The 26,543-nt window shown below is 69.1% G+C and carries 29 protein-coding genes; 14 read left to right on the top strand and 15 right to left on the bottom strand.

The window, feature by feature from the left end; translation table 11 throughout:
• Position 1: 1 nt before the first annotated feature.
• From P7A99_RS15250 to spt, 3 genes are all read left to right on the top strand, one after another.
• A complete protein-coding gene (locus P7A99_RS15250; protein WP_277794659.1) occupies positions 2–958 on the top strand; it encodes an NAD-dependent epimerase/dehydratase family protein in 957 nt (318 codons plus the stop codon).
• Between the two features lie 79 nt (positions 959–1,037).
• Positions 1,038–1,289, top strand: a complete 252-nt coding sequence (locus P7A99_RS15245) for an acyl carrier protein (protein ID WP_101711242.1) — start codon at positions 1,038–1,040, stop codon at positions 1,287–1,289.
• A 3-nt stretch (positions 1,290–1,292) separates the two neighbouring features.
• Positions 1,293–2,507, top strand: coding sequence for a serine palmitoyltransferase (gene spt / locus P7A99_RS15240; protein ID WP_277794658.1), 1,215 nt, complete (start codon positions 1,293–1,295; stop codon positions 2,505–2,507).
• 62 nt (positions 2,508–2,569) lie between these two features.
• Here the strand turns inward: spt and P7A99_RS15235 are convergent, their stop codons facing one another.
• From P7A99_RS15235 to P7A99_RS15225, 3 genes are read right to left on the bottom strand one after another with little or no spacing between them, the layout of a single operon-like run.
• The gene (locus P7A99_RS15235; RefSeq protein WP_277794657.1) at positions 2,570–3,484 is read right to left on the bottom strand and encodes a hypothetical protein; all 915 of its coding nucleotides are present in this window, start codon (positions 3,482–3,484) and stop codon (positions 2,570–2,572) included.
• The gene (locus P7A99_RS15230) at positions 3,481–4,392 is read right to left on the bottom strand and encodes a diacylglycerol/lipid kinase family protein (RefSeq protein WP_277794656.1); all 912 of its coding nucleotides are present in this window, start codon (positions 4,390–4,392) and stop codon (positions 3,481–3,483) included. The genes P7A99_RS15235 and P7A99_RS15230 overlap by 4 nt, the downstream gene beginning before the upstream one ends.
• Complete coding sequence (locus P7A99_RS15225; RefSeq protein ID WP_277794730.1) at positions 4,392–5,444, bottom strand: CDP-alcohol phosphatidyltransferase family protein; 1,053 nt, start codon at positions 5,442–5,444, stop codon at positions 4,392–4,394. Before P7A99_RS15225 ends, P7A99_RS15230 begins: the two co-directional genes overlap by 1 nt.
• A 151-nt stretch (positions 5,445–5,595) precedes the next feature.
• On the opposite strand from P7A99_RS15225, the gene P7A99_RS15220 reads away from it, so the two are divergent.
• Entirely contained in the window at positions 5,596–6,486 is an 891-nt protein-coding gene (locus P7A99_RS15220; protein WP_277794655.1) for a metallophosphoesterase family protein, read from the top strand.
• A gap of 142 nt (positions 6,487–6,628) precedes the next feature.
• Here the strand turns inward: P7A99_RS15220 and P7A99_RS15215 are convergent, their stop codons facing one another.
• On the bottom strand, positions 6,629–7,000 hold the full coding sequence (locus tag P7A99_RS15215; protein ID WP_277794654.1) for a DUF2141 domain-containing protein: 372 nt from the start codon (positions 6,998–7,000) through the stop codon (positions 6,629–6,631).
• 188 nt (positions 7,001–7,188) lie between these two features.
• Between P7A99_RS15215 and P7A99_RS15210 the strand changes: the two genes are divergently transcribed.
• From P7A99_RS15210 to P7A99_RS15190, 5 genes are read left to right on the top strand one after another with little or no spacing between them, the layout of a single operon-like run.
• Positions 7,189–7,626 (top strand): HIT family protein, encoded by a 438-nt coding sequence (locus P7A99_RS15210; RefSeq protein ID WP_277794653.1) that lies wholly within the window; start codon positions 7,189–7,191, stop codon positions 7,624–7,626.
• A gap of 41 nt (positions 7,627–7,667) precedes the next feature.
• Positions 7,668–8,852 carry an LptF/LptG family permease gene (locus P7A99_RS15205; RefSeq protein ID WP_277794729.1) on the top strand — a complete coding sequence of 395 codons (1,185 nt, stop codon included), beginning with the start codon at positions 7,668–7,670 and terminating at the stop codon, positions 8,850–8,852.
• On the top strand, positions 8,849–9,910 hold the full coding sequence (locus P7A99_RS15200; protein WP_277794652.1) for an LptF/LptG family permease: 1,062 nt from the start codon (positions 8,849–8,851) through the stop codon (positions 9,908–9,910). Before P7A99_RS15205 ends, P7A99_RS15200 begins: the two co-directional genes overlap by 4 nt.
• A complete protein-coding gene (gene bcerS, locus P7A99_RS15195; RefSeq protein WP_277794651.1) occupies positions 9,910–11,064 on the top strand; it encodes a ceramide synthase in 1,155 nt (384 codons plus the stop codon). Before P7A99_RS15200 ends, bcerS begins: the two co-directional genes overlap by 1 nt.
• Positions 11,061–11,822, top strand: coding sequence for an NTP transferase domain-containing protein (locus P7A99_RS15190; RefSeq protein WP_277794650.1), 762 nt, complete (start codon positions 11,061–11,063; stop codon positions 11,820–11,822). Before bcerS ends, P7A99_RS15190 begins: the two co-directional genes overlap by 4 nt.
• A 163-nt stretch (positions 11,823–11,985) precedes the next feature.
• On the opposite strand, the gene P7A99_RS15185 is transcribed toward P7A99_RS15190, so the two are convergent.
• The 4 genes from P7A99_RS15185 to P7A99_RS15170 all read right to left on the bottom strand — a co-directional run bounded on the left by P7A99_RS15185 (position 11,986) and on the right by P7A99_RS15170 (position 14,753).
• Positions 11,986–12,210: a hexameric tyrosine-coordinated heme protein gene (locus tag P7A99_RS15185; RefSeq protein WP_277794649.1), complete on the bottom strand. Its 225-nt coding sequence runs from the start codon at positions 12,208–12,210 to the stop codon at positions 11,986–11,988.
• Between the two features lie 98 nt (positions 12,211–12,308).
• Positions 12,309–12,791, bottom strand: coding sequence for a hypothetical protein (locus P7A99_RS15180; protein ID WP_277794648.1), 483 nt, complete (start codon positions 12,789–12,791; stop codon positions 12,309–12,311).
• Between the two features lie 56 nt (positions 12,792–12,847).
• Positions 12,848–14,059: an NO-inducible flavohemoprotein gene (gene hmpA, locus P7A99_RS15175; RefSeq protein WP_277794647.1), complete on the bottom strand. Its 1,212-nt coding sequence runs from the start codon at positions 14,057–14,059 to the stop codon at positions 12,848–12,850.
• Positions 14,060–14,093: 34 nt separating this feature from the next.
• On the bottom strand, positions 14,094–14,753 hold the full coding sequence (locus P7A99_RS15170; protein ID WP_277794646.1) for a DUF1971 domain-containing protein: 660 nt from the start codon (positions 14,751–14,753) through the stop codon (positions 14,094–14,096).
• Positions 14,754–14,857: 104 nt separating this feature from the next.
• On the opposite strand from P7A99_RS15170, the gene P7A99_RS15165 reads away from it, so the two are divergent.
• Both P7A99_RS15165 and P7A99_RS15160 read left to right on the top strand, forming a co-directional pair.
• Positions 14,858–15,280, top strand: coding sequence for an RrF2 family transcriptional regulator (locus P7A99_RS15165; protein ID WP_277794645.1), 423 nt, complete (start codon positions 14,858–14,860; stop codon positions 15,278–15,280).
• Between the two features lie 136 nt (positions 15,281–15,416).
• Positions 15,417–16,337 carry a phosphodiester glycosidase family protein gene (locus tag P7A99_RS15160; protein ID WP_277794644.1) on the top strand — a complete coding sequence of 307 codons (921 nt, stop codon included), beginning with the start codon at positions 15,417–15,419 and terminating at the stop codon, positions 16,335–16,337.
• Positions 16,338–16,530: 193 nt separating this feature from the next.
• Here the strand turns inward: P7A99_RS15160 and P7A99_RS15155 are convergent, their stop codons facing one another.
• The 7 genes from P7A99_RS15155 to P7A99_RS15125 all read right to left on the bottom strand — a co-directional run bounded on the left by P7A99_RS15155 (position 16,531) and on the right by P7A99_RS15125 (position 23,991).
• Complete coding sequence (locus P7A99_RS15155; protein ID WP_277794643.1) at positions 16,531–16,968, bottom strand: hypothetical protein; 438 nt, start codon at positions 16,966–16,968, stop codon at positions 16,531–16,533.
• Positions 16,969–17,138: 170 nt separating this feature from the next.
• Positions 17,139–17,900 carry an NTP transferase domain-containing protein gene (locus P7A99_RS15150; protein WP_277794642.1) on the bottom strand — a complete coding sequence of 254 codons (762 nt, stop codon included), beginning with the start codon at positions 17,898–17,900 and terminating at the stop codon, positions 17,139–17,141.
• 187 nt (positions 17,901–18,087) lie between these two features.
• Positions 18,088–18,882, bottom strand: coding sequence for a DJ-1/PfpI family protein (locus P7A99_RS15145; RefSeq protein ID WP_277794641.1), 795 nt, complete (start codon positions 18,880–18,882; stop codon positions 18,088–18,090).
• The gene (locus P7A99_RS15140; RefSeq protein WP_277794640.1) at positions 18,879–19,292 is read right to left on the bottom strand and encodes a hypothetical protein; all 414 of its coding nucleotides are present in this window, start codon (positions 19,290–19,292) and stop codon (positions 18,879–18,881) included. The genes P7A99_RS15145 and P7A99_RS15140 overlap by 4 nt, the downstream gene beginning before the upstream one ends.
• Positions 19,293–19,317: 25 nt before the next feature.
• Entirely contained in the window at positions 19,318–21,033 is a 1,716-nt protein-coding gene (locus tag P7A99_RS15135; RefSeq protein WP_277794639.1) for a tyrosinase family protein, read from the bottom strand.
• A gap of 126 nt (positions 21,034–21,159) precedes the next feature.
• Positions 21,160–23,232 (bottom strand): multicopper oxidase family protein, encoded by a 2,073-nt coding sequence (locus P7A99_RS15130; RefSeq protein ID WP_277794638.1) that lies wholly within the window; start codon positions 23,230–23,232, stop codon positions 21,160–21,162.
• Between the two features lie 138 nt (positions 23,233–23,370).
• A complete protein-coding gene (locus P7A99_RS15125) occupies positions 23,371–23,991 on the bottom strand; it encodes a TIGR02466 family protein (RefSeq protein WP_277794637.1) in 621 nt (206 codons plus the stop codon).
• A 77-nt stretch (positions 23,992–24,068) separates the two neighbouring features.
• Between P7A99_RS15125 and P7A99_RS15120 the strand changes: the two genes are divergently transcribed.
• From P7A99_RS15120 to uvrC, 3 genes are read left to right on the top strand one after another with little or no spacing between them, the layout of a single operon-like run.
• Positions 24,069–24,308 (top strand): FitA-like ribbon-helix-helix domain-containing protein, encoded by a 240-nt coding sequence (locus P7A99_RS15120; RefSeq protein WP_277794636.1) that lies wholly within the window; start codon positions 24,069–24,071, stop codon positions 24,306–24,308.
• Complete coding sequence (locus tag P7A99_RS15115; RefSeq protein WP_277794635.1) at positions 24,305–24,586, top strand: type II toxin-antitoxin system RelE/ParE family toxin; 282 nt, start codon at positions 24,305–24,307, stop codon at positions 24,584–24,586. Before P7A99_RS15120 ends, P7A99_RS15115 begins: the two co-directional genes overlap by 4 nt.
• Positions 24,587–24,605: 19 nt before the next feature.
• Positions 24,606–26,525, top strand: coding sequence for an excinuclease ABC subunit UvrC (gene uvrC, locus P7A99_RS15110; protein ID WP_431307679.1), 1,920 nt, complete (start codon positions 24,606–24,608; stop codon positions 26,523–26,525).
• Positions 26,526–26,543 lie beyond the last annotated feature (18 nt).

Genomic DNA, 26,543 nt, shown 5'->3' with positions numbered 1-26,543 from the left:
GGTGAAGAGCCCGGGACCCAGCGTCGTCGCCGTCACCGGCGCGACCGGCTTCCTGGGCCAGCACCTCGTCCGCGAGATCGCCGAACGGGGCCTTGTCCCGCGCATCCTGTCGCGCCGTGATCCAGTCTCGCCGTTCTGGCGCGGGATCGAGCCGCAAGTGGTGCTGGGCGACCTCGCCCGGCCCGAAGCCCTCGCCCGCCTGTGCGACGGCGCCGACGTCGTCATCCACCTGGCCGGCCTGATCAAGGCCGCCGACCGCGCCGCCTTCGACAAGGTCAATGTCGACGGCGCGCGAGCGGTAGCGCAGGCCGCGACCGCCGCCGGCGCCCGGTTCGTGCTGGTTTCCAGCCTGGCCGCCCGCGAACCCCAGCTTTCCGACTACGCCGCCAGCAAGCGCGCCGGCGAAGATGCGGTACGAGCCATAGCGCCTGAGACCTTGATCATCCGCCCGCCGGCCATCTACGGCCCCGGCGACCGCGAAACCGTCGGCCTGTTCGCCGCGGCCCAGGCCAGCCGCGTCCTTCCGGTCCTGTCGCCCGCCTCGCGGGTGGCGATGATCGAGGTGCGCGACGCCGCCGCCCAGATCCTGGACCTGGTCGAGAGCGGCCGTTCGGGCCTGGCCTCGATCTGCGACGCCCGGCCGGACGGCTATGGATGGACCGAGATCATGACCGCCGCGGCGGCCGCCGTCGGCGCTCCGCCGCCTCGTCTGCTGCGCGTGCCTGAAGGCCTCATACGCGCGGCCGGCGGCGTCGCCGATCTGGCGAGTAAGCTGTCAGGACAACCATCGGTGTTCGGACCGGGCAAGGCGCGCGAACTGTCGCATGCGGATTGGGCGTTTTCGGACGATCCATCCCTTGCGTCGTCGCCGAGTCGTCACGATGTTGCCCGCGGCTTCGGCGACACCGTCGGCTGGTACCGGTCGGTCGGATGGTTGTCGAAAAAATACAGCGACTAGTTCAATTGTGGCAGATATCTGACAGAGACACTGTTACGGTGCGGTCACAGTGCTTTGACGGGGGCGTCTGGCGTTTGGCATGGATACAGTGACAGATCTGAGTTTGCGTGAGATCGGGCTGGCGACGAGCAAGGTGCTCGGCCGCACGGTCGAGGTGACGAATGACACCCACATCGGCCGCGACCTGGCCGTGGACTCCCTCGCCCTGATGAACATCGTGATGGAGCTCGAAGACGCCTTCGACATCTCCATCCCGCTCGATCGCCTCGCCGCGGTGGAAACCGCCGGCGACCTCTCCAAACTGATCAACGATCTCCGAACCAAGGCTTGACCGATGGGTCTGTTCGACAAGCACCTGGCCTATCGCGACGCGTACAAGGCCATCCAGCAAGCGGGCGCCGACCCGTTCACCGTCCGCTTCGACGCCGTGGTCTCGCCGACCGAGGGCGTCGTCGAGGGGCGTCCCACGATCCTGCTGGGCACCAACAACTATCTGGGCCTGACCTTTGACGAGAAGGCGATCGCCGCCTCGGTCAAGGCCGTCCAGGAACGTGGCACCGGCACCACCGGTTCCCGCATCGCCAACGGCAGCTTCGAGGCCCACGTGGCCCTGGAGACAGCGCTCGCCAAGTTCTACGGCCGCAAGCACGCCATGGTGTTCACCACCGGCTACCAGGCCAACCTGGGCGTCCTGTCGACCCTGGTGGGCCGCGGCGATCACCTGATCCTCGACGCCGACAGCCACGCCTCGATCTACGACGGCTCGCGGCTGGGCCACGCCGAGGTCATCCGCTTCCGCCACAACGACCCTGAAGACCTGGCCAAGCGCCTGCGTCGCCTCAAGGACGTGCCCGGCGAGCGCCTGATCGTCGTCGAAGGCATCTATTCGATGATCGGCGACACCGCGCCGCTCAAGGAAATCGCCGCCGTGAAGCGCGAGATGGGCGGCTACCTGCTGGTCGACGAGGCCCACTCGATGGGCGTGCTCGGCGCCACCGGCCGCGGCCTGGCCGAAGCCGCGGGCGTGGAAGACGACGTCGACTTCATCGTCGGCACCTTCTCCAAGAGCCTGGGCGCCATCGGCGGCTTCTGCGTCTCCAGCCTCGACGACTTCGAGGTCATGCGGGTGATCTGCCGTCCGTACATGTTCACCGCCTCGCTGCCGCCGGCCGTGGTCGCCTCGACCCTGGTTGCGCTTGAGCAGATGATCGCCAAGCCGCAGCTGCGCGAACAGCTCAACAGCAACGCCTGCCGCCTGTACGACGGCCTGACCGCCCTGGGCTTCGTCACCGGCCCGGCCGCCAGCCCGATCGTCGCGGCCACCATGCCCGACGTCGAGCGCGCCATCGCCATGTGGAACGGCCTGCTGCAATCGGGCGTCTACCTCAACCTCGCCCTGCCGCCGGCCACGCCCGACAGCCGCCCGCTGCTGCGCGCCAGCATCAGCGCCGCCCACACCCACGAGCAGATCGACCAGGTCCTCAAGGTGTTCGCCGAAGTCGGCACGGCGCTCGGCGTCATCGACGGCCAGCAACGCGCCTTCGCCTAAAGGCGCGGCGCACCGCCAAAGAACGAAGCCCCGGCCGCAAGGTCCGGGGCTTTTTCTTTTGCTCAGCGCTCTCTCGCCCTGCGCCACTTCCACAGGCCCAGCAGGATGCCGGGCGCGGCCAGGACCGGGTGGCGCTCGCGCCAGGGGGTCAGTGCGACCTTGAAGCCGGTGTGGCGCTCGATCTTCCAGGCGGCGTAGCGGGCCGCGCCCTGGAAGGTGAAGGCCGCCTTGATCAGGCGGGCCACGTTCAGCGACTTGCCGAGATTGCGCCGCAGCCGCCAGGCGGCCTTCAGGCGCTTGCGCTCAATGGCCGACATCTGCGGCGCCGGCCGCCCCTCGCCGTCGAAGCGCCCGTCGTCGGCCCAGCAGGCCGGCAGCAGGCGCTGGTAGTGCGCCGGATCGAAGGCCAGGATCGAGGCCTCGCGCCCCGCCTTCTCGACCCGGAACTCGGCGGCGTAGGTCTCCTGGAACAGCGCCGTCCAATAGGCCTCGGGCGGCCCCTCCTCGGGTCCCAGGGCCGTGGCGAAGCGCGCGGCGGTGCGGGCGGCGCGGCGCACGGCCTCGACCACCGCCTCGCGCGCGGCCGCGTCGACGGCCCAGACGAGGCCCGAGGGCTGCACGAAGCGGGTCCAGAGGGTGGTGTCGATCCCCCGGCCCTTCACCGCCTGCGAGAACCGCGACAGCGTCATGGAGGCCGCCTTGGCCCGCAGGGTGACGCCCTCGTGCTCCAGCTCGTGATAGCTGACGTCGGGCCAGAGAATGCGGGTGGCCACGCCACGCAGGCCGCGCGGCGGCCGCTGCGTGAGTACGTAGAAGTCCAGCACGCCCGACAGGTCGCCGGTGCGCAGGATCGAGCCGTAGAACAGCACCGCCTGGGCGGTCGGGAAAAGGCCCGTCAGGTATTCGGCGAAGGCGCGGATCGGCGCCGGGATCGCCTGCGCCAGCTCGGCCTCGACCAGCGGCCGGACCGCGCTCATCCGACCACGAACCGCAGCGGCGCGCCCAGGGCCAGCGCCAGCTTGCCGCCCTCGAACACCTCGCCGTCGAGCACGAAATCGAACTGGCCCGAGGCGTAGAGCGCCGCTGGGTCGCGCCGGCGATAGCCGCGCGCCTCGAGGATCGGCTTGTCCTTGCCCGACACCACCGTGGGCACCATGCGCAGCAGGCGCTTGGGCGGGGCGTCGACGTCCAGCACCTTCAGCCCCTCGCGCGGCGGCCCGAAGGGCTTGAGATTGAACGGCAAGCGCTTCAGCGCCGTGGCCAGCAGCACGAAGCGCTCGCCTTCGGGCTGGACCTCGCCGTCCATGGCCACCTTCACGGCCACGCCCTGGCGCCACTGGTCGCGCGCGCCGCCGAACAGCGCGCCCAGGGTGGCGCCGGCCAGGGTCACGGCCACCGACAGGCTCTGGAACACGCCCATGCGGTTGACGCGCTTGGACAGCGCCGTGGCCCGCACCAAGGCCCCCAGGCCGAAGAAGAAGCCCCGCAGCGGCGGACGGCCGTCGGCGAAACGCACCTCCAGAGGGGCCCGGATCTTGATGCGCGGTTCGGCCTGGGCCGCCGCGGCCAGGGCCTCATCCAGCCGCCAGTCGCGCGGCGCGCCAAGATCGATGGCCAGCACGTTGGTCTTGCCCGACGGCAGGATCGCCAGCATCGGCATGTCGTCGCCGAAGGTCGACGGCGTCAGGCCCAGCACGTCGCGCACGGTGCCGTCGCCGCCGTCGATGACCAGCAGATCGATCTTTTCCTCGGCGAAGCGGGCCAGTTCCTCACCAAGGGCTTCGCGCGTCGCCGGTTCGACCACGCGCACGCCTTCAGGCGTGGGTGCATGCACCCGGCCCTGGTTGGCGTGGCTGCGCGGGTTACGGACGACGCCGACGCGCATCACCGCGACAGCCAGGACTGGATCGAGCCCTTGGGGGCCAGGGCGCCCTGCACGATCTGAAGGGCGTGGACGAGGAAGCAGATCGCCGTCCACGCCGCCACCAGCACGAAGCCGACGTCGGGACGGCCGACCAGGACGCTGCCGGTCAGCAGGATCAGGTTGGGATTGCGACGCGCGGTGATCAGCCGGAAGAAGCTGTCGAACGGCCGCCAGGCGTGCATCTCCAGCTTGAAGAGGGCCAGGAAGATGCCCTCCTCGACCCGCTGGGCCACATAGCCGCCGACAACGATGGCCAGCAGCCACGGCGCATAGGGCATCGACAGGCCGACGGCGAACACGCCGACGTACCAGGCCCACCACCAGAACGGCGGGTGCACCAGGTCGATGCCGTGGTCGAAGACATTGCCCCACTTGGACGAGGTCAGGGTCACCCGGGCCAGCTTGCCGTCGACCGTATCGAGGAAGGTCATGATCCAGGCGCAGACCAGGCCCCAGCCGAACTGGCCGCGCCAGAACAGCACGAAGGCGGCGATGGTCAGCAGGAAACCGATGAAGGTCACCTGGTTGGGCGTCATCTTCGCCAGCGCGCACCAGCGGGTGACGATCCGCGCCGGGGTCGGCCAGACGTACTTGGTGACCAGGTCGGTGACGCCCTTGTACGAGCCCTGGAACAGGCGCTTCTCGACGGCGCGCACGCTGTCCTTGGTCAGGCGCTCCAGCACCGGCGGCTCGCGCTTGCGCAGCGCGCTGTTGTAGGCCGAGCCGAGCTCCAGCGCTGTCAGGCGCACGAAACGGGGATCGACCGTCGAGGGATCCTTGCCTTCGGCCAGGGCCGCGACCGCCGCTTCGGCGACCTCGGCCGGGGCGTTCACCGCAGTCGGGGCGCCGGCCTCGTCGACCAGAACCGCCCAGGGGCGACCGGCCAGGGCCTTGATCAGCGACTCGTCGAACACCCAGCCGGCGTGCACGGCGATCGCGTCGCCGCCCGCGCCCGACTGTTCCGACACGCCGATCCGGCGATAGATGCGCGACAGCCGCTCGCCCGAGGTCATGCCCCAGATGCGCGCCTCGCTGTCGCCCACCGTCACGGCGCGCGAAGCGACTGGATTGATTTCGCCGGTCACCGGTACTTTAAACCCCTTGAAAGCCGAGGCGATTGATAAGCAGCTTCGCCGAAATTCGCCACAATCGCGCCGGTCCCTCTTGTCGATATTCCGCCTCGCCCATCTGTCGGACCCTCACCTGCCGCCGCCGCCGGGCGCCTTCGGCTGGCGCGATCTCGCCTCCAAGCGGCTGCTCAGCCGCATCGCCTGGCGTCGAAAGCACAAGATCCATCGTCCCGAAGTCCTCGAAGCCCTGGTCGCCGACCTGAAGGCCCACGCCCCCGACCATGTGGCGATTACCGGCGATCTCACCAACTTCGCCTCGCCGGTGGAAATCGCGGCGGCCACGCGCTGGCTGCAAGGGCTGGGCCCGGCCGAGACCATCACCGTCAGCCCCGGCAACCACGACGCCCTGGTCGGCGAGACCGCCCAGGCCCGCTTCGCCCCCTGGACCGCCTGGCTGGGCGACGACGAACAGGCCGCCTTCCCGCAGGTGCGGCTGCGCGGCCCTGTCGCGCTCTTCAACCTGTGCTCGGCCTTGCCCACCGCCCTGCACCTGGCCACCGGACGCCTCGGCGCCGAGCAGCTCGAGAAACTCGACGCCCTGCTGGCCGACCCCGCCTTCGCCGACAGGTTCAAGGTGGTGCTGCTGCATCATCCGCCGATCGCCGGCGCGGTCTCGGGCCGCAAGTCGCTGGACGATCAGGGCCCCCTGCGCGACGTCCTCGCCCAGCGCGGCGTCGACCTGGTGCTGCACGGCCACGCCCACGAGTCGCTGACCGCGACCATTCCGGGCCCAGGCGGCCGATCGATCCCCGTACTGGGCGTGCCCTCGGCCTCGGCCTGGGTCGGCGGCCACTCGCCGGCCCGCTGGCACGCGCTGGAGATCGAACCGCGAGAAGGCGGCGGCTTTTCGCTGCGGGTGATCGCGCGGGGGCTCGATCCGCAGACGGGCGGGATCAGGGAGCTCGGACGCTATTCGCTGATTTGAGACCTTCCCCCGAAGGGGGAGGTGTCGGCGAAGCCGACGGAGGGGGACGTGACTGCTGAAGCAGCCCCCGAACAGAATTCAGAAGGGACTTCCCCCTCCGGCCCTCCGGGCCACCTCCCCCTTCGGGGGGAGGAATTCATGCCTACCTCCCGTAGCGCATCCGCACCCGGATCGTGTTCTCGCCCGACTTCACGCTGATGCGCGCCGAATCGAAGGACGGCACGCCGAACCGCGACGGCGCGTCGTTGGAAAAGCCATAGCCCTCGGTGGGCAGGCCCACGGCGTTGCGGTCGAAATCGTGGTTGCCATTGGCGTCGTGATAGACCGCCACGGCGTAGATGTCGGCCTTGGGCAGGTTGAAGCAGGCCTCGGTCGTCGGCGCGCTGGCCGGCACCCGCAGGCGCAGCAGCTTGCCGCGCGGCGCCAGGAACCGGCTCGGATCAGACGGATAGATCGTAACCGTCACCTCGCCCGTCTCGGACTTCAGGCGGCCGACCTCCACGGTCAGCCGCACGCCTGTGTCTCGACCGACGCAATCCTGCTTCGCCGCCGCCGGCGCCGCCATCCCCAGCAAACCCAGCAGCGTCCCTAGCGCTGCAAGGCCTGGAAGAACGGTTCGTGCTTCCATGTAAAAGGCCGTGTCCCTATTGTCGCCCCGACGCGATCAGCGCCCGCAGACTCGCCTGAAGTATCGGTTGCCGCATGCCCAATCCCACAGCCCTCGCATTCGGCTTTCCGCGCTCGAAAGTGGCCGAGACCGACCACTGGTTGGTCCTTGTACGTCCCAAGCAGCCGACTTTCGGGTCTCTTGTCCTGGTATGCAAGGAACCCGTGCAGGCCTTCTCGGATCTGAGCGCCGCCGCCTTCGCCGACATGCAGGTGGCCGTGGCCGGCATCGAGCGCGTCCTGAAGGCCAAGGTCGCCTACGAAAAGATCAATTATCTGATGCTGATGATGGTCGACCGCGACGTGCATTTCCACGTCCTGCCCCGCTACGAGGGCGCCAGAGAACACAAGGGACAGAGCTTCCCTGACACCGGTTGGCCCGCCGCTCCGGCGCTGGGCGCCGCTGTCGCGCTGGACGACGCCGCCGTCGAGCGCCTGGCCCAGGACTTCGCAGCTGCGTGGGCCGCCGCGTGACCAAGCTGAAGAAGAAGTTCGACGTGCGGCGCATCACGGCCATGGGCCTGATCGACCGTTACCTGCTGCGCCTGCTGGGCTGGCCGCTGGCCGGGTGCCTTGGCCTGACGGTGGTGGCCCTGCTGCTCGAGCGCGTGCTGCGCCTGCTTGACCTGCTGTCGCAGAGCGCCGCGCGCTTCGACTACGTCACCCAGCTGGCGCTGAACCTGCTGCCCCACTACCTGGGCCTGGCCTTGCCGGTGGCGTTCTTCGTCGCCCTGTTCATCGTCATCAGCAAGCTGTCGGACGGCTCGGAGATCGACGCCCTGCTGGCCGGCGGCCAGTCGCTGGAACGGATCGCCGCGCCCTTCGTGTGCGTGGGCCTGGCGCTCAGCATCTTCAGCGTCGCGGTGTTCGGCTACGTCCAGCCCTACAGCCGCTACGCCTATCGCGCGGTGATGCACGCGGCCGTCAACGCCGGCTGGAACGGCCGCCTGTCGGGCGGAGCCTTCATCGACGACGACGGCTCGCTGATGACCGCCGACGCCGCCGACCTGGCGGGCCAGAGCCTGACCCGTGTCTTCATCCGCCGCCCCGACGCCGCCGGCCACGAAGAGCTGATCACCGCCGCCAGCGCCACCTTGCAGGTCTCGGCCGACGGCAAGACCGTGACCATGCGCCTGAAGTCGGGACGCCGCATCGGCAGCGACGCACGCGGCAACTACCGCAGCCTGGCCTTCGACGACCTGACCACCGAGGCGCCGCTGAAGGCCGCCGCCAGCCTGCTGCGCGCCCGCGGCGGCGACGAGCGCGAGCTGACCCTGGGCGAACTGCTGCATCAGGCCAAGTCGCCCAACCCGGTCGTGCCCAAGGCCACCCTGATGGCCGAGTTCTACGGACGCATCGCCCGCGCGGCCTTCCTGCCGTTCCTGCCGCTGCTGGCCTTCCCGCTGGGCCTGGCCGCCAAGCGCGGCAACCGCGCGCCGGGCCTGCTGCTGGCCGGCGTGCTGCTGCTGGCCTTCCAGCACAGCCTGCTGCTGGGGCAGAGCCTGGCGGAGTCGGGCCGCATTGCTTCCCTGCCCGCCGTCGGCCTGCCGTTCCTGATCTTCACGGGCCTGGCGGTCTGGCTGTTCGTCGGCAGCCGCACGCGCCCCGGCGACACCCCGATATCGCGCCTCGTCCTGGCCATGAGCGCCCAGTTCCGCCGCGCCCTCAAGCCGTTCCAGCGCAAGGAGCGCGCCGCATGAAGCTGCAGCTCTACGTCCTGCGCACGGTGGCCACGCGCGTCCTCGGCGCCGTGCTGATCCTGATGGCCATCCTGCAGATCCTCGACCTGCTGGAAGTCACCACCGACATCCTCGACCGGGGCCTGGGCGTCGGCGGGGTGTTCTACTATGCCGCCCTGCGCGCCCCGGCCCTGTTCCAGCAGGTCGCGCCGCTGGCGGTGCTGGCGGGGGGCCTGTTCGCCTTCTCGCAGCTGGCCCGCGAGAACGCCGTGGTGGCCATGCGCGCGGCCGGCATCTCGGGCTACCGCATCGTCGCCATGGCTGTGCCCGTAGCGATCGCCGTGCTGGCGCTCGACGCCCTGTGCGCCCAGGTCGTCTCGCCCCGCACCGACCCGACGCTCAGCGCCTGGTGGGCCGCAACCACCCCCGTCGCCGATCGCAAGGCCCCGGCTTCGCGCACCTTCCGGGCCGGCGAGGACCTGGTCACAGCCAAGGAAGCCAGCCCCAACGGCGCGCGCCTGACCGAGCTGACCATCTATCGCCGCGACAACTCCGGCGCCCTGACCGAGCGCGTCGTCGCTCCGTCGGCGCAGTTCCAGGCCGGCGCCTGGCGTCTGCAAAACCCGGTCACCACCCGCTATCTCGGCGACCGGGTCGAGCCGATGACCGCCGCCTCGGCCACTTGGCCCACGGCGCTTCGCCCGGCCGACGTCCAGGCCCTGTTCGCCGACGCTCCCGCCCCGTCCGCCGCCTCGGCCCGCCGGGCGCTGGAGAACGGCGGCTCGGACCGCCCGCAGAGCTTCTACGCCACCCGCTTGCAGACGGCCTTCTCGGGGCCGATCGCGGCGCTGGTCATGCTGCTGCTCAGCGCCCCCGTGGCCTGGGCCAATTTCCGCAGCGGCCAGGGCGCCATCCTGCTGACCTCGGGTCTGGCCGCCGGCCTCGTGTTCCTGGTCGCCGACGGCCTGCTGTCGGCCCTGGGCGAGTCCGGCGCCCTGTCGCCGCTTCTGGCCGCCTGGGCCGCCCCCGTCGTCTTCGCCGCCCTCGCCGTGCGCGCCTTCGTATCCCTGGAGGGATGATGCCTTTCGATTCCGCGGCCGAGGCGATCTCGGTCCTGCCCGTTCGCACGCCTGAAGAGCTGAAGCGCTTCATCGCCCTGCCCGCGCGCCTGAACGCCAAGGATCCAAACTGGATCACGCCGCTCTTCCTGGAGCGGACCGAGGCCCTTTCGCCCAAGACCAACCCGTTCTTCCAGCACGCCGAGGTCCAGCTGTTCCTGGCCGTGCGCGGCGGCCGCGACGTCGGCCGGATCAGCGCTCAGATCGACGAGCTGACCCCGCAGAAGACCCCCGGGCGCCTGGACGGCCACTTCGGCCTGATCGCCGCCGAGGACGACGCCGAGGTCTTCGCCGCCCTGCTGCGCGCGGCCGAAGCCTGGCTGCGCGAGCGTGGCCGCACCCACGTGATGGGTCCGTTCAACCTGTCGATCAACGAGGAGGTCGGCCTGCTGGTCGACGGCTTCGACACCCCGCCGATGGTGATGATGGGCCACGACCCGGCCTACGCCGGCGGCCGCGTCGAACAGCAGGGCTATGCCAAGGCCAAGGACGTCTACGCCTACTACGCCCCCATGCAGGCCGACCTGCCGCCCGCCGTGCGCCGCCGCGCCGAGCGCCCGCCGGCCGAGGGCGTCGTGCTGCGCCAGCTCGACATGAGCCGCTACGACGAGGAGGTGGTCACCCTGACCGAGATCCTCAACGACGCCTGGAAGGACAACTGGGGCTTCACCCCCACCACCGAGGCCGAGACCGCCCAGCTGGCAAAGGCCCTCAAGGCGGTGATCGACAAGCGCCTGACCTGGTTCGCCGAGATCGACGGCGAGGCGGCCGGCTTCCTGGTGTTCCTGCCCAACGTCAACGAGGCGATCCGCGATCTTGGCGGCAAGCTCCTGCCGTTCGGCTGGGCCAAGCTCCTGTGGCGGCTGAAGGTCAAGCGCGTGAAGTCGGCTCGCATCCCGCTGATGGGTGTGAAACGCAAGTTCGCCGAGAGCATCCGCGGCCGCATGCTGCCGTTCCAGATGATGCACGCCGGCCGCACCTCGGCCATCGCCCTTGGCTACGAGCGGTTCGAGATCTCGTGGGTGCTGGAAGAGAACATGCCCATGCGCCGCATCGCCGAGTCGCTGGGCGCTGAGATCTACAAGACCTACCGGATCTACGAGAAGGCGCTGTGACCCAGAGCTTCAAGGCCCTCGTCCTGGCCGGCTCGCGGCCGGGCGAGATCGACAGCGCCGCGGCCTATGCCGGCGTCTCCCACAAGGGCCTGATCACGCTACAGGGCGCCACGCTGCTCGACCGCGTGCTCGGCGCGGTTCAGGCGGCGGGCGCGCAAGCGATCGGGGTCTCCACCTCGGACGCCGCCATCGTCTCGGCCCTGCCCAAGGGCGTCGCGGCTATCGCCGCCTCGACCGAAGGCCCCAGCCAGAGCGTGCGTGAAGGCGCGAAGGCGCTGGGCTTCCCCCTGCTGATCACCACGGTCGACCACGCGCTGCTGAAACCCGAGTGGATCACCCAGTTCCTGGCCGACGCGCCGGCCGACGCCGACGTCTGCCTGATGCTGGCCCCGGAAGAGCGCGTGCGCGCCGCAGCGCCCGACACCAAGCGCACCTATCTGAAGTTCCGTGACGGCCGTTTCTCGGGCTGCAACCTCTTCCTGTTCCGCTCGGAAGCCGCCCTGCCCGCGATCGCCCTGTGGCGACGCGTCGAGCAGAACCGCAAGCAGCCCTGGAAGATCGCCGCCATGCTCGGCCCGGGCCTGCTGATGCGCTATCTGCTGGGCCTGCTCACCCTCGACGAGGCCATCGCCCGCCTGGGCGCCCTGGCCGGGGTCAGGGCCGCCGCCGTGCGCGCCCAGGACGGCTTGGCGGCGGTGGACGTCGACAAGCCCGCCGACCTCGACCTGGTACGCAGGATCGTCGGCGAGACGGCCTAGGTCGGAACTCTAGCCGTTTTCTACCGAGGTTCCCCGCGAAGGTGGGAATCCAAGCCGCGTTTCGGGGCGAGGCGCGGCCGTGAACGACCCGCAGATTCAGCTTGGGTCCCCGCCTTCGCGGGGAAGAACGGATTTGGGGACCGTGGCGGGGTGACTGTGGATCCTAGCGCCAGTACCCGTTCGCCGCCGCCACGGTGGCGAAGTTCACGGCCACCACGTGCGAGACGGCGGTCAGAGCCTGAGCGTCGTTCTCGTAGATCGCCCGCAGCCGGGCGCGAACCTCATCGGAGGGTTGGGTCTTCTTGACCGCCATGCGCGAGAGCTTGACGGCGAGGTCGTAGCCCTCCTCGGGCGTGGCGGTGATCAGGCTGGGCAGCCAGGTCGGCATCGGCGTCGCTCGCGTTGTTGCGCCCGAAAGCTAGACCGCCGGGTCGCCGCGACGATTGGACGGAAAGCTCCACCGTTCCATCCAATCGCGCCAAGACATCAGGCGCTGAGCCTGACGATGACCCCAAGACCCGCCGCCGCGATGGCCAGCGCGACGGGGATGGTCAGGATCTGGGCCAGGGCCGATCCCGCGCTGACCCGCCCCGTCCAGGTGGAAAGCCCCTGACGCAGGAAATCGGCGAGGTCGGGACGGGTTTCCGCCTTCGGCTCCATGCGCAGGATCACCGCCGGCACGCCCAGATAGACCGCCAGGTAGGCCGCGCAGACCCCCAGCACCAGGCCCACCTCGGCGTCGCCCAGGAAGGCCAGGGCGAACGCTCCGAGGATCGCGCCGTAGGCGCCGACGATCATCCAGCCCACCGCCTTGGGCAGGTCGGGCGTCGAGGGTTCGGGCGCCTGGGGCGTCCGGGCGGAGGGCTCGACCGCCGCCGGAACCGTCCGCGCGCGAGGCGCGGGCGGCTCCCAGGACGGGCCTTCATAAAAGGCGTAGGTCAGCGGCGTGGTGGTGGAGACATAGTCCATGACAGGCTCCTTCGGCCGCTCGGCGGCCGGGTTCAGGGGAGGAGAAACACGCGCACTCAGACGGCCAGGGCCTCGTCGGCCGGGCCGAAGAACTCGAAGTGGATCCGTTCGGACGCCACCCCGGCCCGCGACAGCCCGCCGACGAAGGCCTTCAGGAAGGGGCGCGGCCCGCACAGGAAGAAGTCGGCGGTCTCGAACGGGGTATTGGCCTTCAGCCAGTCGACGGTGATCAGGCCGTCGTGGTCATGGGTGCGGCCGGCTTCGTCATTGGCCGCCGGCTGGGCGTAGAAGGTCGCCACCGAGGTCTTGCCATGCGCCTTGGCCAGGGCCCTGACGTGGCCGTCCATGGCGTGGCTGGCGCCGTCCAGCGCGCCGTGCACGAAGGCGGTCTGAAGCTCCGGATGCTTGTCGGCGATGGTTTCCAGCATGCTGACCATCGGCGTCAGCCCCACCCCGCCCGACAGCAGCACCACCGGCCGCTCCTGCGCCTGCGGCAGGAAGAAGTCGCCCGACGGCGGGGTCAGCAGGATCTCCGTGCCGACCTGCGCCACGTCGTGTAGGAAGCGCGAACCGCCCTGCCCGCCCTCCTCGCGCTTGACCGAGATGCGGTAGGCCGTCTCATTGGGCGCGTTCGAGATCGTGTAGTTGCGGCGGATCTCGCCCTGGTCGGGCGTCGTCAAGCGCAGGGTCAGGTACTGGCCGGGCTTGTGCGGCAGCACCTTGCCGCCGTCCTTGGGGCGCAGCACGAACGAGGTGATCACCGCGCTCTCGACCGTGCGCTCGGCGATCTCGAAGGCGCGCCAGCCGTTCCAGCCGCCGTCGATCGCCTCGATCGCCTCGCGGATGCCGTGCTCACGTTCCTGAAGCAGGCCGGCCAGGAACCAGTAGGCTTCGCCCCAGGCGGCCAGGATCTCTTCGTTCACCGCCTCGCCCATCACCTCGGCGATGGCGCCCAGCAGGGCCTTGGCCACATAGGGATAGTGCTCGGGCAGTACGTGATAGCCGACGTGCTTCTGGGCCATGCGCTCGATCGCCGGGATCAGCGCCTCCAGGTTCTCGATGTTCAGCGCGTAGCCGACGATCGCGCCCGCCAGGGCATGGTGCTGCTGACCGCTGGCCTGGTTGGCGTGGTTGAACAGCGCCCTGATGTGGTCGTCCTGGAAAAGCCGGGAGTACATCGCCTTGGTCACCTCGGTGGCCCGCGCGGCGACAGCCGGGGCGGTGGCCTTGACGTGCGCGATCGTTTCCGCGCTCAGCGGCTTGGGCATGGTCTTGCTCCTTGGAAAACTCAGATGTCAGGGATCAGGCGGCGAGCGCGGGTTCGCGGTCGTAGAAGTCCACCTGCATGCGGATCGGCCCCAGCGGCTCGACCCGATGGATCTGTTGCGGCCGCACCAGCCCAGACACGCCGGGGCTCAGTTCGACCGACGGGAGGTCGGCGTCGTCGTAGTGCAGGACGAGCCGGCCCTCGATCAGGCGGATCACGCCCCAGACGCCGGCCCGGGTGCTGTGGTCGCGACGCAGGCCATCGGGCAGCGTCGTCTCGTCGAACACCGGGGTCGAGCGGTACGGCGCGTCCGGCGCCGGCCGGCGGCTTTCCAGCGCGCCGTTCAGGTTCCGGGCCATGCGCTGCGCCTTTTCCTGCAGCTCGGCCGCGTGCCGGGGCGGCACGAAGGTGTCGGTCGCCTGGCGCCACAGCGCCAGCCAGCGGTCGAACATCTCAGGCTCGATCCGCTCCACATGCTTCATGTGCGCGGCCAGCGGATTGCCCTTGTAGCGGGCCGAGGCGCGCATCACCGACGACCAGAAGTCGGCCAGCCGGTCGAGATGCTCGTCCCAGTCCTCCACCGCATCGGCGAAGACGGGGCCAAGCTGCGGATCCTGGCGCACGGCGGCGTAGAAGCTGGTCAGCAGCGCCGGCAGGACGGTGTCGTCGAAGTCGAAGACGGGGTTGGCGGACATGACGCCCTCAATTCATTCATCTAGAATGCATCTATTCCCGCGACCGAAAACATGCAATCAGAATGCATGATTTATCCGCGACGCCGAACCCTTAAGGGGAGCCCATGAAGCTCACCCGCTACACCGACTACGCGGTGCGCACGGTCATCTACCTGGCCAATAACGACGGCCGCCTGGCCTCGATCGCCGAGATCGCCCGCGCCTACGACATCTCGCAGAACCACCTGATGAAGGTGGTGCAGCAGCTGGCGAGCGCAGGCTTCGTCGAGACGGTGCGCGGGCGCGGCGGCGGCCTGCGCCTGGCCCGCCCCGCCGACCAGATCAATGTCGGCGCCCTGGTGCGCGAGACCGAGGGCGGCTTCGACCTCGTCGACTGCTCGTCCTGCCTGGCCGCGCCGGGCTGCGGCCTGCCGCGGATGCTGGCCGAGGCGACACGAGCCTTCCTCGCCGTGCTCGACGGCTACAGCGTCGCCGACATCTCGCGTCAGCCCGAGGTGCTGCACCGGCTGTTCGCCCAGGCAAGCTGAGGCCTTCACGCCACAGCGCGAGAAAACACGGCGTTCGGCTTTGCATGCGGCGACGGCCGGACCTATGTGCCGGGCGAAAGCCGCCGGTTCCCGCGATCGGCGGCGACTTTTGTTTCGTCCGTTCGAAGTCTGTCCCTTGTCGTCTTTTCTCCGCCACGCCGCCGCCCTGGGCGCCCTGCTCCTGCTGTCGGCCTGCGCCAGCGTCGACCTGCCCGCCTCGCCCAAGGCCGCGTTCAGCCGCAGCGCCTCCAGCAGCCTGTCCCAGGGCGTGACCTACAGGAGCGAGACGCGCGAAAACCCGCTGCGGCAGGTCTATCACGTGGTGCAGCTGGATCTGGCCGATCCCAAGGTCGAGCTCTTTGTCTCGCCGCCCAATGACGGCGCGGGCCAGTACCACGCCCGCACCACCTCGGAATTCGTCACCGCCTCGGGCGCCCTGCTGGCCGTCAACGCCAGCTACTTCGTGCCGTTCAAGGCCGGCTCGCCGGGCGGCGAAGACTTCGTGCCCCACGCCGGCCAGCACGTCGATCCGGTGGGCAAGGTGATCGTCGGCGGCCGCGAGGTGGCCCCGCCGGACGATCCGGAGGTCGACCCGCGGGTCAACGCCATCCTCTGCATCCACCCGTCCTTCGTCGAGATCCGCTCGGGCGCCACCTGCCGCTGGGACGTGGTCGACGCGGTGGCCGCCGGCCCGGTGATGCTGGTCGACGGCGCCGAGCAGTCGTTCCAGAACGCGGGCCCCAAATACGCTCGCGACCGCCACCCGCGCACCGCCTTCGGCGTCTCGGCCGACGGCCGCACCGGCTGGCTGGTAGTGGTCGACGGCCGCCAGTCCGTGCTCAGCGAGGGCGCGACCCTGGTCGAGCTGACCGCCTTCTTCCGCGACCTGGGCGCGGCCGACGCCATCAATCTCGACGGCGGCGGCTCGACCACCCTGGCCGTCGACGACGGCTTTGGCCGCCCTCGCGTGCTGAACTCGCCGATCCACACCGGCGTGCCCGGCCGCGAGCGCCCGGTCGCCAACCAGATCGGCGTGCGGATGCTTAGCGCGCCGTAGGGCCTGCCCCTCCAGCAAGTTCGACATTCAGCAATCCTGCCGTTTTCCACCGAGCTTCCCCGCGAAGGCGGGGATCCAAGCTGCGGCCCAGGAAAAGGCGCGGTCGTGAGTGACCCGCAGAGTCCGCTTGGGTCCCCGCCTTCGCGGGGAAAAACGGATCTTGGGACGCCCATCGAGTGAATGCCGATCCGCCCTAGAACCCGGGCGAAAGAAAACTGGCCGCGACGTTGCTGAGCGGACCGGGCCAGTCGCCGAACACGATCGAGCCCGACAGCGGGTCGCTCGACATCGACGGGAAGCACAGGTTGAGCCTGAACTTCAGCAACTCGTCGCTGGTGCTGGTGGCCATGATCGACAGCGGAAAGCCGATGGCCGGGGCGTTGTCGTAGATGAACATCGCGCCGGTGAACGGCGAGATCACCGGCGCGGCCGGATTGGGGAACGACAGCGTCCCCGTCACCGGAACCACCTCGCAGCGCGCGGTCGACGTCGCCTCGAGCGCGGCGTCGCTACTGGCGAGGCTCTTCCCCTCCGGGATATCCAGGGTCAGCTCGTATTCGAAGCCCACCTGGCCGTCGGCCACGATGTCGGGCTTGTAGACCGTCAGTTTCAGGGCGCCGGTTTGCTGCATGAGCGCATCCTCGATCTGGGCGGCGCGACGAAGCTCGCGCAACCTATGATCGCATCAGCGCATGACACATTCTTTGAGGGAACGCCGATCTACCGGATCGCCACGCCAATCGCCCGCCTGCGCACGGCGCGGGCGGGTGGTGACGCTTGGAGACGCAAGAGCCGGCCGTCTCAGGCCGGTGTCGCCTCGGCCGCCGCCCAGCGCGCAGCCAGTTCGCGGTTCTTGGGCAGGTCTTCGGGGAAGTCCATCTCGGCCCAGTCCAGCCCCTTGATCGAACGCACGGCCACGGCGTCGTGGGCGCGGGCGATCTGGTCGATGGCCGACAGGTACCAGCGGCGCAGACCCTCGGGCGTACGCAGCGAGCGCTCGACGATGTCGGTGAACAAAGCCGCGCCTTCCGGCTCGAAGCGCAGGAAGCCGATCGACTCGGCGTCGTAGGTGGTGATGGTCTTGCCGATCTCGCGCAGGGCGTCGCCTTCGGTGCGCACCTTCATGTCGTCGGAGTCGTAGCCGCCGTCCTTGCGGTCGATGGTCACCGTGATCGGGGCCGACGGGGCCGACAGCAGACGCTCGGCGATGGCCGGCTCGAACAGGGTGTCGCCGTTCAGCAGCAGGAACGAGCCCTGCATCTCGCCGCGCGCCATCCACACCGAGGCCAGGTTGTCGCTGACGCTGTAGAACGGATTGAAGATCGTGCGCAGGGTCAGGCCCGGCAGGCGCAGCTTGGCCAGCTCGGCCTCGACCAGGTCGGCGTTGAAGCCGGTGACGACCACCACCTCGGTGACGCCGGCGCGGTGCAGGTGGCGGATCTGCCATTCCAGGACCGAGCGGCCCGACAGGTCCACCAGGCACTTGGGACGGGTGTCGGTCAGCGGCGACAGGCGCTTGCCCTGTCCGGCGCTGAGGATGATGGCTTTGACCGGCGACTGCATGGCGAAAACTCGGGCGCGCCGCGAAGACGGCGGCGAAGACGGGGGTGAAAAGGGCGAGAGCACGACTCGAAACGAGCCATATCAGCGCAGATCGTGCGCGACCATAGCCCTGGCAAGGGCCGCCCTTCCGCAAAACGCCGCTTGCGACAATGTGCGCGGCCCGCGGGGCCCGCGCCCTGCCCCGTCCTCAGGCGTCGACCGTCGCCTTGTAGGCGCTCTCCGCGACCGGATGCAGCCGCGCCTCGATCGCCGCGTCGAGCTTGGCCCGGAAATCGACCATGCCGGTGTTCACCGGCTCGAACACCTCGAAGCCGACCGAGCAGGGATCCCCGCCCGGGAACGGCGGATCGGGGTTGTACTGGATCGACAGCTGCGCCTGCTGCGCGGCCAGCTGCGCCTTCTCATCGGCGTCCGGACCGCCGGCCAGGTCGGCGACGATCGTCTGGACCATGAACAGCGACTCGTCGATCGACGACGAGATCCCCGCCCCAGTGATGCGGTTGCCGTCCTTGACCCAGCGCGGGCAGCCGTTGACCACCGTCACCCTGGGGAACAGCTTGAGGCACTCGATGAAGCCCCAGTGGGTGGTGGCCTTGTAGCCGTCCAGCAGGCCGGCCGACGCCAGCAGCAGGCCGCCCGTGCACACCGAGACGACATAGCGCGCCTTGCCGGCCCGATCGTTCAGGAAATCCAGCAGCGCCGTGTCGCCGATCGCATCCTGCAGGCCATAGCCCCCGCCGGGCACGAACAGCATGTCGATGTGCGGGGCGGCGTCATACGTATACTGCGCCACCACCTTGAGCACGCCCGAGGTCTGGATCGGATCGGTCGTCGCCGCCACCGTCGCCACCTGGATCGTCCGGCCGATCACCTCGCCGTCGAAGAAGGCGAACACCTCGTGCGGGCCGGCGACGTCGAGGATGTCGACGCCCGGATAGAGCACGATGCCCACCGTGAACGGCGGAAGCCCCTGGGCGGTCATTGCCACACCGCGATGAACGAGGCCGTCACGCCCGCCGGCTCGCCGTTGTGCGGCTTGGCCCGGACGATTGTGCCGACGATGGACGGAACCTGGTCCACGCCGTCGGGCCACATATAGCCCGGCCAGCCGTAGTAGTCGTACTCCCAGCCGGTCGTGGGCGTGCCGTCACGGCCAAAGCCCCGGATGACGAGCGTGGTCGGCCCCTCGCACTCGGGGTCGACCTCGCCCTTCAGGTCCAGCACGTAGCCGCCGCCCATGTCGAGCGTGCCGACGAGCGTGCGCGGCGTCGGGGTCTCGAAGGTGAACACCCCCTCGCCGAAGATCAGGCTCAACGCCGTCTGGGCGTCGTCGCCCACCAGCTCGGGATTGTTCAGGTAGCTGCGATAGGTCCACTTGCCGGCCAGTTGCATGGCTGCTCTCCCTTCCGCTCCGCCCTCAGTAGGCGTGAACCTCGACGCCCAGCAGTTCCGGCTCGGCCCGCGTGGCGCCCGTCGCCGCGCCGTGATCGTGGCCCGGCGCGGCATTGGCCAGCATCGGCGGCTTCAGACGCACCAGCCGGATGTTCAGTCCCGAGGCCGGCGCCGCGGCGCTCAGCCCCTTGGCCATGGCCAGCTTGGCCAGCGGCGGCGACAGCGGCACGGTGAAGGTGACCGGTCGGGTGACCAGATGCTGGCCGAACATCGAGAGCGTGGTGACGAAGCCTGGCGAATTGACGCCCACCGCCTCGCTCTCGGGGGTGTTGACCACCACCGCCAGGTCGTGGCCGTGTTCGAACGGCGGCAGCTCCACCGTCAGTGTGGCCAGCAGCTTGGGCCCGTCGGCCTTGACCGACTGCGTCAGCAGCGCCTGCGGCACCGCGACGTCGCCCGAGGCGAGGCTGGCGTTGCCGGGGATCTTCAGCTTGGCCGAGAACTGCTGGGGCTTGGCCGCGACGGCCGCCTTCAGCTTGCCCGCGGGGCGCGGCGGCGGCACGACGTTCTCGCCCGAGCCCGGCTGGTAGTCGTAGTCGAAGGCGCCGATCGTCTCGTAGGCGCCCGCCATCTGCTGGGCCGGCGGCAGCGGCTGGCCGTCGGCGTTGCGGAAGAACAGGAACGGCTCGGCCCGCCATTGGCCAAGGTCGCCGCGCGGGTTGAGATAGTTGGGGTTGTCGTCCGGCAGGGTCGGATAGCCGTAGCCCTGCTGCTTGCGCGTCCAGACGTCCCAGATGCGGTCGATATTGGCGTGGTGCAGGAAGAACAGCGGATCCACCGGCGACAGGTTCGACTGCATGAAGCCGTCGCCATAGGTCGTGTTGCCGTTGGGGTCGGTCCAGATGCCGCCGACGCAGTTGTGCACCTTGTTGTGCGGCTGGCCTTCCATCACCCCGAAGCCGGTGATGCTGCTGTGGAACTGCGACTTGGGGCTGGCGAAGCCGATGAAGTCGCGCGGCGCCAGGGCGTTTTCGAGCATCCAGGACGAGACGGCGCGGCTGGTGACGTCGTCGAAGCCGGGGCGCTGCGGCGTCGATCCGCGCGACTTGGGCGGCGCGAAGAACATCGGCCCGCCCTGGGGCCCGATGTCGAACAGCAGGTCCGCCGGGAAGCGCAGGCCGCGGATCAGCAGCTGCTGGTTCTGGGCCTGGCTGAGGCCGCCCCAGAACTTCTCGAGCACCGGCCCGAAGGTCTTGTTGAAGGCGTCCAGGCTCTGGATGTAGCCCGGATAGGTGCTGGGGTTCAGCACGCCCTGGAACATCTCGGCCGGAACCTGCGGGTTGGCCGTCCAGTCCCAGTAGGGGAAGGCGAAGCTGCTGTCGCCGCTGAGCTTGCGGACCACCTGCTCGAACCAGCCCACATAGCCGCGGTGCCAGACCACGAACCACCAGTTGCCGTGCGGGCAGTCGATGGTGTGGGTCAGGGCGTGGTTGTACCAGTTGTAGGGATGCTCGGGCGGCAGCTTGAGCATGATGTCGATGGCCCGGGCGTAGCTGGCCAGGGCGCGCTTGCCTTCGGGGCTGCTGACGTTCCAGCGCCGCCAGCGGGCCTTGGTCGGCGCGGCGGGCTGGGCCAGCGCCTGGCCGGCGGCCACGGCGCCCACGATCGCAGCGCCGCCGGCCATCAGGTCGCGACGCGAGGGAGCTGAGAACGGGCCGGTGGCCATGGGATCCTGGGTCATGTGACGGACTCTTTCTCGGGATCGGAAGGCTTGCTTGGGATCGGAAGCTTGGCGGCGCCGGCCTGAGCTTGGCGCAGCGCGGGAAGGCAGGCGGCGCGGCCGCGAGGGGCCGCGCCGGGCGGATCGTCAGTGGTGGCCGTGGGATACGCCGCCGGCGCCGTCAGGCAGCACGATCTGGACGTTCTGCATCATGCCCTGGTCCTCGTGGTCGAGGATGTGGCAGTGCAGGACGTACTCGCCGATATAGCGCTGGTAGCGGGTGCGGACGATCAGGGTGTAGGGCAGGTAGGGACCATTGTCGGTCTTCTGCACGCTCTTGACCCACAGGGTGTCCTTCCAGGCGCCTTTCAGGCCCGGATACTGCGGGTCGGGCGGGCCGGGGCCGAAGTCATCGACCGCGCCGGGCGCGCTGACGTCCTTGCCGTTCGGATCCAGGATCTTGACGATCTGGAACGGGTTCACGTGGATGTGGAACGGGTGGCTGACGAACTCCGAGCGCAGCTCCCACTCCTGGGCCGTGCCCAGCACCAGGGTGCGGTCGACGCGGTCGGGGGCGTAGGGCCGCGGCGCATAGTCCTGCGAGCCCACCTCGAACTGCACCGGCATGTTGGTGTTCTGGCCGGGAATGGCGATGTTGAAGAGCACCTTCTCGGTCTCGGAACCCTTGATCTCGGCCTCGGTGATCGTCGGGTGGGGCACGAAGCGGGTCAGCTTCAGGCCGTTGCGCAGGTCAGCGATGACGCTGGCCTTCACGTCGGCCGGCATCTGGGCGTTGGCCGCAGCCACCAGTTCGCTGGTGACGAAGGCCGGGATGTCCCTGACCTCCTGGCCGGGCGAGACGCTGACCTTGCCCAGCAGGCGCGTGCCGACAGCGATGCTGTTGACCGTGGCGCTGGGCGCGGTGTCGGCGTCGAGCATGCAGTAGTTGCCCGGCTTGGGGAAAACCACCAGCAGATCGTTGCGATAGCCCGGTTGCAGGGTGGCGACCGTGGTCTTGCGCGCCTGGGCGTCGGTCAGGCCGTCGTCGGCCACGATGTAGAACGGCACGGGATCGCCGATGCAGTAGGTCTTCTGGAAGGCCGGGCCGTCGGCCGCCGCCAGCCGCTCCATCGCCGCCGGACCGCCGTCGGCCATCTTCACGAACTGCAGCGAGATGGTGTCGCGCACGCCGGCGTGGATCATCCGCCAGCGGGCCAGCTCGCCCTGCCTTGCCGGCAGGGTGGCCAGCACCTGGCCGTTGATGCTGGTGTAGCGGCCCGACTGCCCCCAGCTGCCCGGCCCGAAGCCGTTGCCGTTGGCGTCGCTGTAGAACTCGATCACCCCGGTGTCGCCGGGATCGCAGACCCACTCGACCACATTGCCCTTGGCGTCGGTCTTGACCTTGATGTTCCCGTCCTTGCCCAGGCAGGCGTACTGGATCTGCTGGAACACCAGCAGCTTCTCCGGGATCGGCGCGCCGTTCTTGTAGAGCAGGGTGTCGAGGTCGCCGTTGGCGCTCGGGGTCGGCTTGCGGTCGCCCTTGATGACCAGGGCCCCGGCCATGCCGCTGGAGACCTGCAGAGCCGTCGAACCATGCCGGTGGGTATGGTACCAGAAGGTGCCGGCCGGATGGTCGCGGGGGATATTGTACTCGTACTCGAACTTCACCCCGGGATTGATCGACAGCAGGACGTTGTCGCTGTTGCCGGTGGGGCTGACCCACAGGCCATGGCTGTGAAGGTTGGTGCCGTTGTAGCAGTGCGGCACGTTGATCAGCCAGTTGGGGTCGGTGCAGCTGGGATCGGCCGGCAGCCGGTTGTCCAGAGCCACCCGCACCGTCTCGCCCGGCCGCGTCAGGATCGTCGGCGCCACATAGGGCGTGGTCGGCGAGACGTCGGTGCCGTTGTAGCTGCGCAGGTGAACCTTGTCGTAGCGGCCGTTGGCGGGGTTGTAGAGCCGCCCGTCGGTGTAGACGATGTTCAGGGCCAGACGCTTGTCGGCGGTGATCGCCGCGGTCGACGGCGGGATGACGTAGCTCTTGTCGCCGGAGGCCGTGCCGGTGATGGCCAGCAGGCTGGTCGTTCCCTTCTGCGCCGCCTGGGCCGTCGCCTCGATCGGCGCGCCCAGCAGGCGGGGATTGTCAACGACCCGGTCCTGCGCCGCGGCGGTCCCCGCCTGCAGGCCGATCGCGGCCAGGGCCGCCCCTAGCGTCAACGTCAAGCGCGCTTCACGCGCGCGCCAACCAGCACCGCTCATCGCAGCCTCCCCGAACAGCGTTCCCCGAGGCTGGATACTACCTGGACGATACTGAAGGTGAAGGCTAAATTTTTGTGATCTTTCGCACAGCCGACGCGTGCGTCAGCGCCAGGCGTAGTTGAAGCTGAGGCTGATCCGCTGTTCCTCGGCCTGGTTGGGCGTAACCTCGTGGCGCAGCCAGCTCTCCCACATCAGGATCGTGCCCGGCGCGGGCTGCACGTAGACGAACGGCTGCAGGCTTTCGGGCGCGTCGTCCTGGCGGGTCGGCGCGGCCATCATCATCGGCAGCCGCGGATCCTCGAACTTCAGGGCCGAGGCCCCCTCTGGAATGGTGACGTAGACCGTGCCGGAGATCACGCTGTGCGGATGGATGTGGCCGGTGTGCTGGCCGCCCGGATCCAGGATGTTGATCCAGAAGCTGTCCATCACCAGCTTGCCGCCGGCCAGGTCGAAGCGCAGGTCCTTGGCGAAGGCCGCCGCGTGCTTGTCGAGCTTCTTCTTCAGGTCCGCGAACAGGCTGTCGCGCTGGGCCAGGTCGTCCAGCGAGGCGTAGGAGGTGTAGCCCAGATAGCCCTTGCGCTCGGCCCAGGCCTGGCCGGCCTCGTCGTCCTCGGCCACCGCGATGCAGGCGTCGTGTAGGTCGTCGATGAAGGTCTCGAACCCCTTCTCGCCGGACAGGGTGGCTTCATAGAGCGGGGTGACGAAGAGCGAGCGGGTGGTCATGGGGCGGGGTCATACAGCCCACTGCGATTGACGACAAACAGCGAATGGAACATCATGGGAACATGGCTGGTGACGGAATGACCGTAGAGATCGACGAAGCGCTCGCCGAGAGCCTGCGGGTTCGCGCGGAAGCAGCTGGCCGATCCGTTGAGGACTATGTTCGCCATCGCCTTGAGGAGGACGATGCCGCGGTCTGGACCGAGGTGGACGCCATCTGCGACGCCGTCGTTGCGGAAGGCGACGGGATACCTTTGGGTGAGCTTGGCGACTGGATGAACGGCTGGGGCAAGCCTGACGGACCACCGCCGCCAAGATGAAACCTGTCCAGGTTTCGCCTCGCGCCTACAGCGACATTCGATACTTGGAGCTCTGGCTTGCCGGGCGCGCGCCAAAGGCTGCCTTAAGGGTCGGCCCTGCACTGTTCGCGGCGATGAAGTCTTTGGAGGAGTTTCCAGAGCGCGGCAGAAAGGCGGCCGGATTTCGAGGTCGCGAACTCTTCGTCCCCTTCGGCTCACGGGGTTACATCATCCGCTACCGCGTCGAGCCGGACCGCATCATCATCGCGACGGTTCATCACAGCCTCGAACGTCGCTGACTCCGCCGGACTCGCCTATATCTGCCTCGTGACCGACACCACCGCCGACATCCCCTCCCCCGCCGAACCGGCCAAGCTCGCCGGCGCCGCCCTGATCAAGGACGAGGTCACGCGCCTGCCCGATGCGCCTGGCGTCTACCGGATGATCGGCGAGGCCGACGAGGTGCTCTATGTCGGCAAGGCCAAGAGCCTGAAGAAGCGCGTGGTGCAGTACGCGCAGGGGCGCTTTCATACCAACCGCATTGCTCACATGGTCGACGCCACGCGGGCCATGGAGTTCGTCACCACCCGCACCGAAGCCGACGCCCTGCTGCTCGAGATCAACCTGATCAAGCAGCTGAAGCCGCGCTTCAACGTGCTGCTGCGCGACGACAAGAGCTTTCCCGAAATTCTGATCCGCCGCGACCACGACGCCGCCCAGCTTCGCAAGCACCGCGGCGCCCACACCACCAAGGGCGACTATTTCGGGCCGTTCGCCAGCGCCTGGGCGGTGAACCGCACGCTCAACACCTTGCAGAAGGCCTTCCTGCTGCGTTCATGCAGCGACAGCGTCTACGAGACGCGCGACCGGCCCTGCATGCTGCACCAGATCAAGCGCTGCGCCGCCCCCTGCACCGGCCTGATCAGCCTGGATGACTACGCTGGCCTGGTCGACCAGGCCGAGGCTTTCCTGAGGGGGAAGTCCCGCGCAGTCATGGGCCAGATGGCCAAGGAGATGGAGGCCGCGGCCGAGGAACTGGAGTTCGAGCGCGCCGCGCGCCTGCGCGACCGCATCCGAGCGCTCGCCGCCGTGGCCCAGGAAAGCCAGATCAATCCCGAGACCGTGGAAGAGGCCGACGTCGTCGCCCTGCACGTCGAGGGCGGCCAGGCCTGCGTGCAGGTGTTCTTCTTCCGCGCCGGCCAGAACTGGGGCAACCACGCCTACTTCCCCCGCATCACCGGCGCGGCCGAGGACGAGGAGGAAGGCGTCACCGAGGAACAGCGGGTCATCACCGCCTTCCTGGGCCAGTTCTACGACGACAAGCCGATCCCCCGCCTGATCCTGGCCAACGTCCAGCCGGCCAACTCCGAGCTGCTGAGCGAGGCCTTCGCGCTTAAGAGCGGCCGCAAGGTCGAGATCGCCGTGCCCAAGCGGGGCGAGAAGGCCGACCTCGTGGGCCACGCCCTGACCAACGCGCGCGAGGCCCTTGGCCGCCGCATGGCCGAAGGCAGCGCCCAGACCAAGCTGCTGGCCGGCGTCGCCGAGGCCTTCAAGCTGGACGCTCCCCCCGAGCGGATCGAGGTCTACGACAACAGCCACATCCAGGGCACCAACGCCGTGGGCGGCATGATCGTGGCCGGCCCCGAAGGCTTCATGAAGGGCCAGTACCGCAAGTTCAACATCCGCTCGACCGAGCTCACGCCCGGCGACGACTACGGCATGATGAAGGAGGTGCTGAAGCGCCGCTTCTCCCGCCTGGTCAAGGAAGAGGAAGAGGGCGACGACGCCAACCGCCCCGACCTCGTGCTGGTCGACGGCGGCAAGGGCCAGCTGGACGCGGCGCTGGAGATCATGGCCGACCTGGGCGTCGACGACATCACGGTCATCGGGGTGGCCAAGGGTCCTGATCGTGACGCGGGTCTGGAGCGGTTCTTCATCCCCGGCCAGACGCCGTTCATGCTCGAGCCCAAGTCGCCGGTCCTGTACTACCTGCAACGCCTGCGCGACGAGGCCCACCGCTTCGCCATCGGCGCCCACCGCACCCGCCGCAGCATGGACCTGAAGAAGAACCCGCTCGACGAGATCGAGGGCGTGGGCCCCGGCCGCAAGAAGGCCCTGCTGCACGCCTTCGGCTCGGCCAAGGGCGTCGGCCGGGCCAGCGTCGAGGACCTGGTCAAGGTCGACGGCGTCAGCCAGGCCCTGGCCGAACGCATCCACGCCTTCTTCCGCAAGGGCTGAGCCCCCTTACCCAAAATG

Source organism: Caulobacter endophyticus, assembly GCF_029543245.1.
Classification (GTDB): Bacteria; Pseudomonadota; Alphaproteobacteria; order Caulobacterales; family Caulobacteraceae; genus Caulobacter; species Caulobacter endophyticus_A.
The sequence above is the reverse complement of the archived record's forward strand: the minus strand, read 5'-3'. Positions and strand labels throughout refer to the sequence as shown.

Excerpts from the sequence above, each read along its gene's own strand:
- P7A99_RS15140 (WP_277794640.1), bottom strand. The coding sequence starts at position 19,292 with ATGCAACTGGCCGGCAAGTGGACCTATCGCAGCTACCTGAACAATCCC.
- P7A99_RS15165 (WP_277794645.1), top strand. The coding sequence starts at position 14,858 with ATGAAGCTCACCCGCTACACCGACTACGCGGTGCGCACGGTCATCTAC.
- P7A99_RS15210 (WP_277794653.1), top strand. The coding sequence starts at position 7,189 with ATGCCCAATCCCACAGCCCTCGCATTCGGCTTTCCGCGCTCGAAAGTG.
- P7A99_RS15185 (WP_277794649.1), bottom strand. The coding sequence starts at position 12,210 with ATGCCGACCTGGCTGCCCAGCCTGATCACCGCCACGCCCGAGGAGGGC.
- P7A99_RS15230 (WP_277794656.1), bottom strand. The coding sequence starts at position 4,392 with ATGCGCGTCGGCGTCGTCCGTAACCCGCGCAGCCACGCCAACCAGGGC.
- P7A99_RS15245 (WP_101711242.1), top strand. The coding sequence starts at position 1,038 with ATGGATACAGTGACAGATCTGAGTTTGCGTGAGATCGGGCTGGCGACG.
- bcerS (WP_277794651.1), top strand. The coding sequence starts at position 9,910 with ATGCCTTTCGATTCCGCGGCCGAGGCGATCTCGGTCCTGCCCGTTCGC.
- P7A99_RS15125 (WP_277794637.1), bottom strand. The coding sequence starts at position 23,991 with ATGACCACCCGCTCGCTCTTCGTCACCCCGCTCTATGAAGCCACCCTG.
- hmpA (WP_277794647.1), bottom strand. The coding sequence starts at position 14,059 with ATGCCCAAGCCGCTGAGCGCGGAAACGATCGCGCACGTCAAGGCCACC.
- P7A99_RS15180 (WP_277794648.1), bottom strand. The coding sequence starts at position 12,791 with ATGGACTATGTCTCCACCACCACGCCGCTGACCTACGCCTTTTATGAA.
- P7A99_RS15205 (WP_277794729.1), top strand. The coding sequence starts at position 7,668 with ATGGGCCTGATCGACCGTTACCTGCTGCGCCTGCTGGGCTGGCCGCTG.
- P7A99_RS15155 (WP_277794643.1), bottom strand. The coding sequence starts at position 16,968 with ATGCAGCAAACCGGCGCCCTGAAACTGACGGTCTACAAGCCCGACATC.
- P7A99_RS15170 (WP_277794646.1), bottom strand. The coding sequence starts at position 14,753 with ATGTCCGCCAACCCCGTCTTCGACTTCGACGACACCGTCCTGCCGGCG.
- P7A99_RS15235 (WP_277794657.1), bottom strand. The coding sequence starts at position 3,484 with ATGAGCGCGGTCCGGCCGCTGGTCGAGGCCGAGCTGGCGCAGGCGATC.
- P7A99_RS15200 (WP_277794652.1), top strand. The coding sequence starts at position 8,849 with ATGAAGCTGCAGCTCTACGTCCTGCGCACGGTGGCCACGCGCGTCCTC.
- P7A99_RS15225 (WP_277794730.1), bottom strand. The coding sequence starts at position 5,444 with ATGACCTCGGGCGAGCGGCTGTCGCGCATCTATCGCCGGATCGGCGTG.
- P7A99_RS15115 (WP_277794635.1), top strand. The coding sequence starts at position 24,305 with ATGAAACCTGTCCAGGTTTCGCCTCGCGCCTACAGCGACATTCGATAC.
- P7A99_RS15150 (WP_277794642.1), bottom strand. The coding sequence starts at position 17,900 with ATGCAGTCGCCGGTCAAAGCCATCATCCTCAGCGCCGGACAGGGCAAG.
- P7A99_RS15145 (WP_277794641.1), bottom strand. The coding sequence starts at position 18,882 with ATGACCGCCCAGGGGCTTCCGCCGTTCACGGTGGGCATCGTGCTCTAT.
- spt (WP_277794658.1), top strand. The coding sequence starts at position 1,293 with ATGGGTCTGTTCGACAAGCACCTGGCCTATCGCGACGCGTACAAGGCC.
- P7A99_RS15120 (WP_277794636.1), top strand. The coding sequence starts at position 24,069 with ATGACCGTAGAGATCGACGAAGCGCTCGCCGAGAGCCTGCGGGTTCGC.
- P7A99_RS15135 (WP_277794639.1), bottom strand. The coding sequence starts at position 21,033 with ATGACCCAGGATCCCATGGCCACCGGCCCGTTCTCAGCTCCCTCGCGT.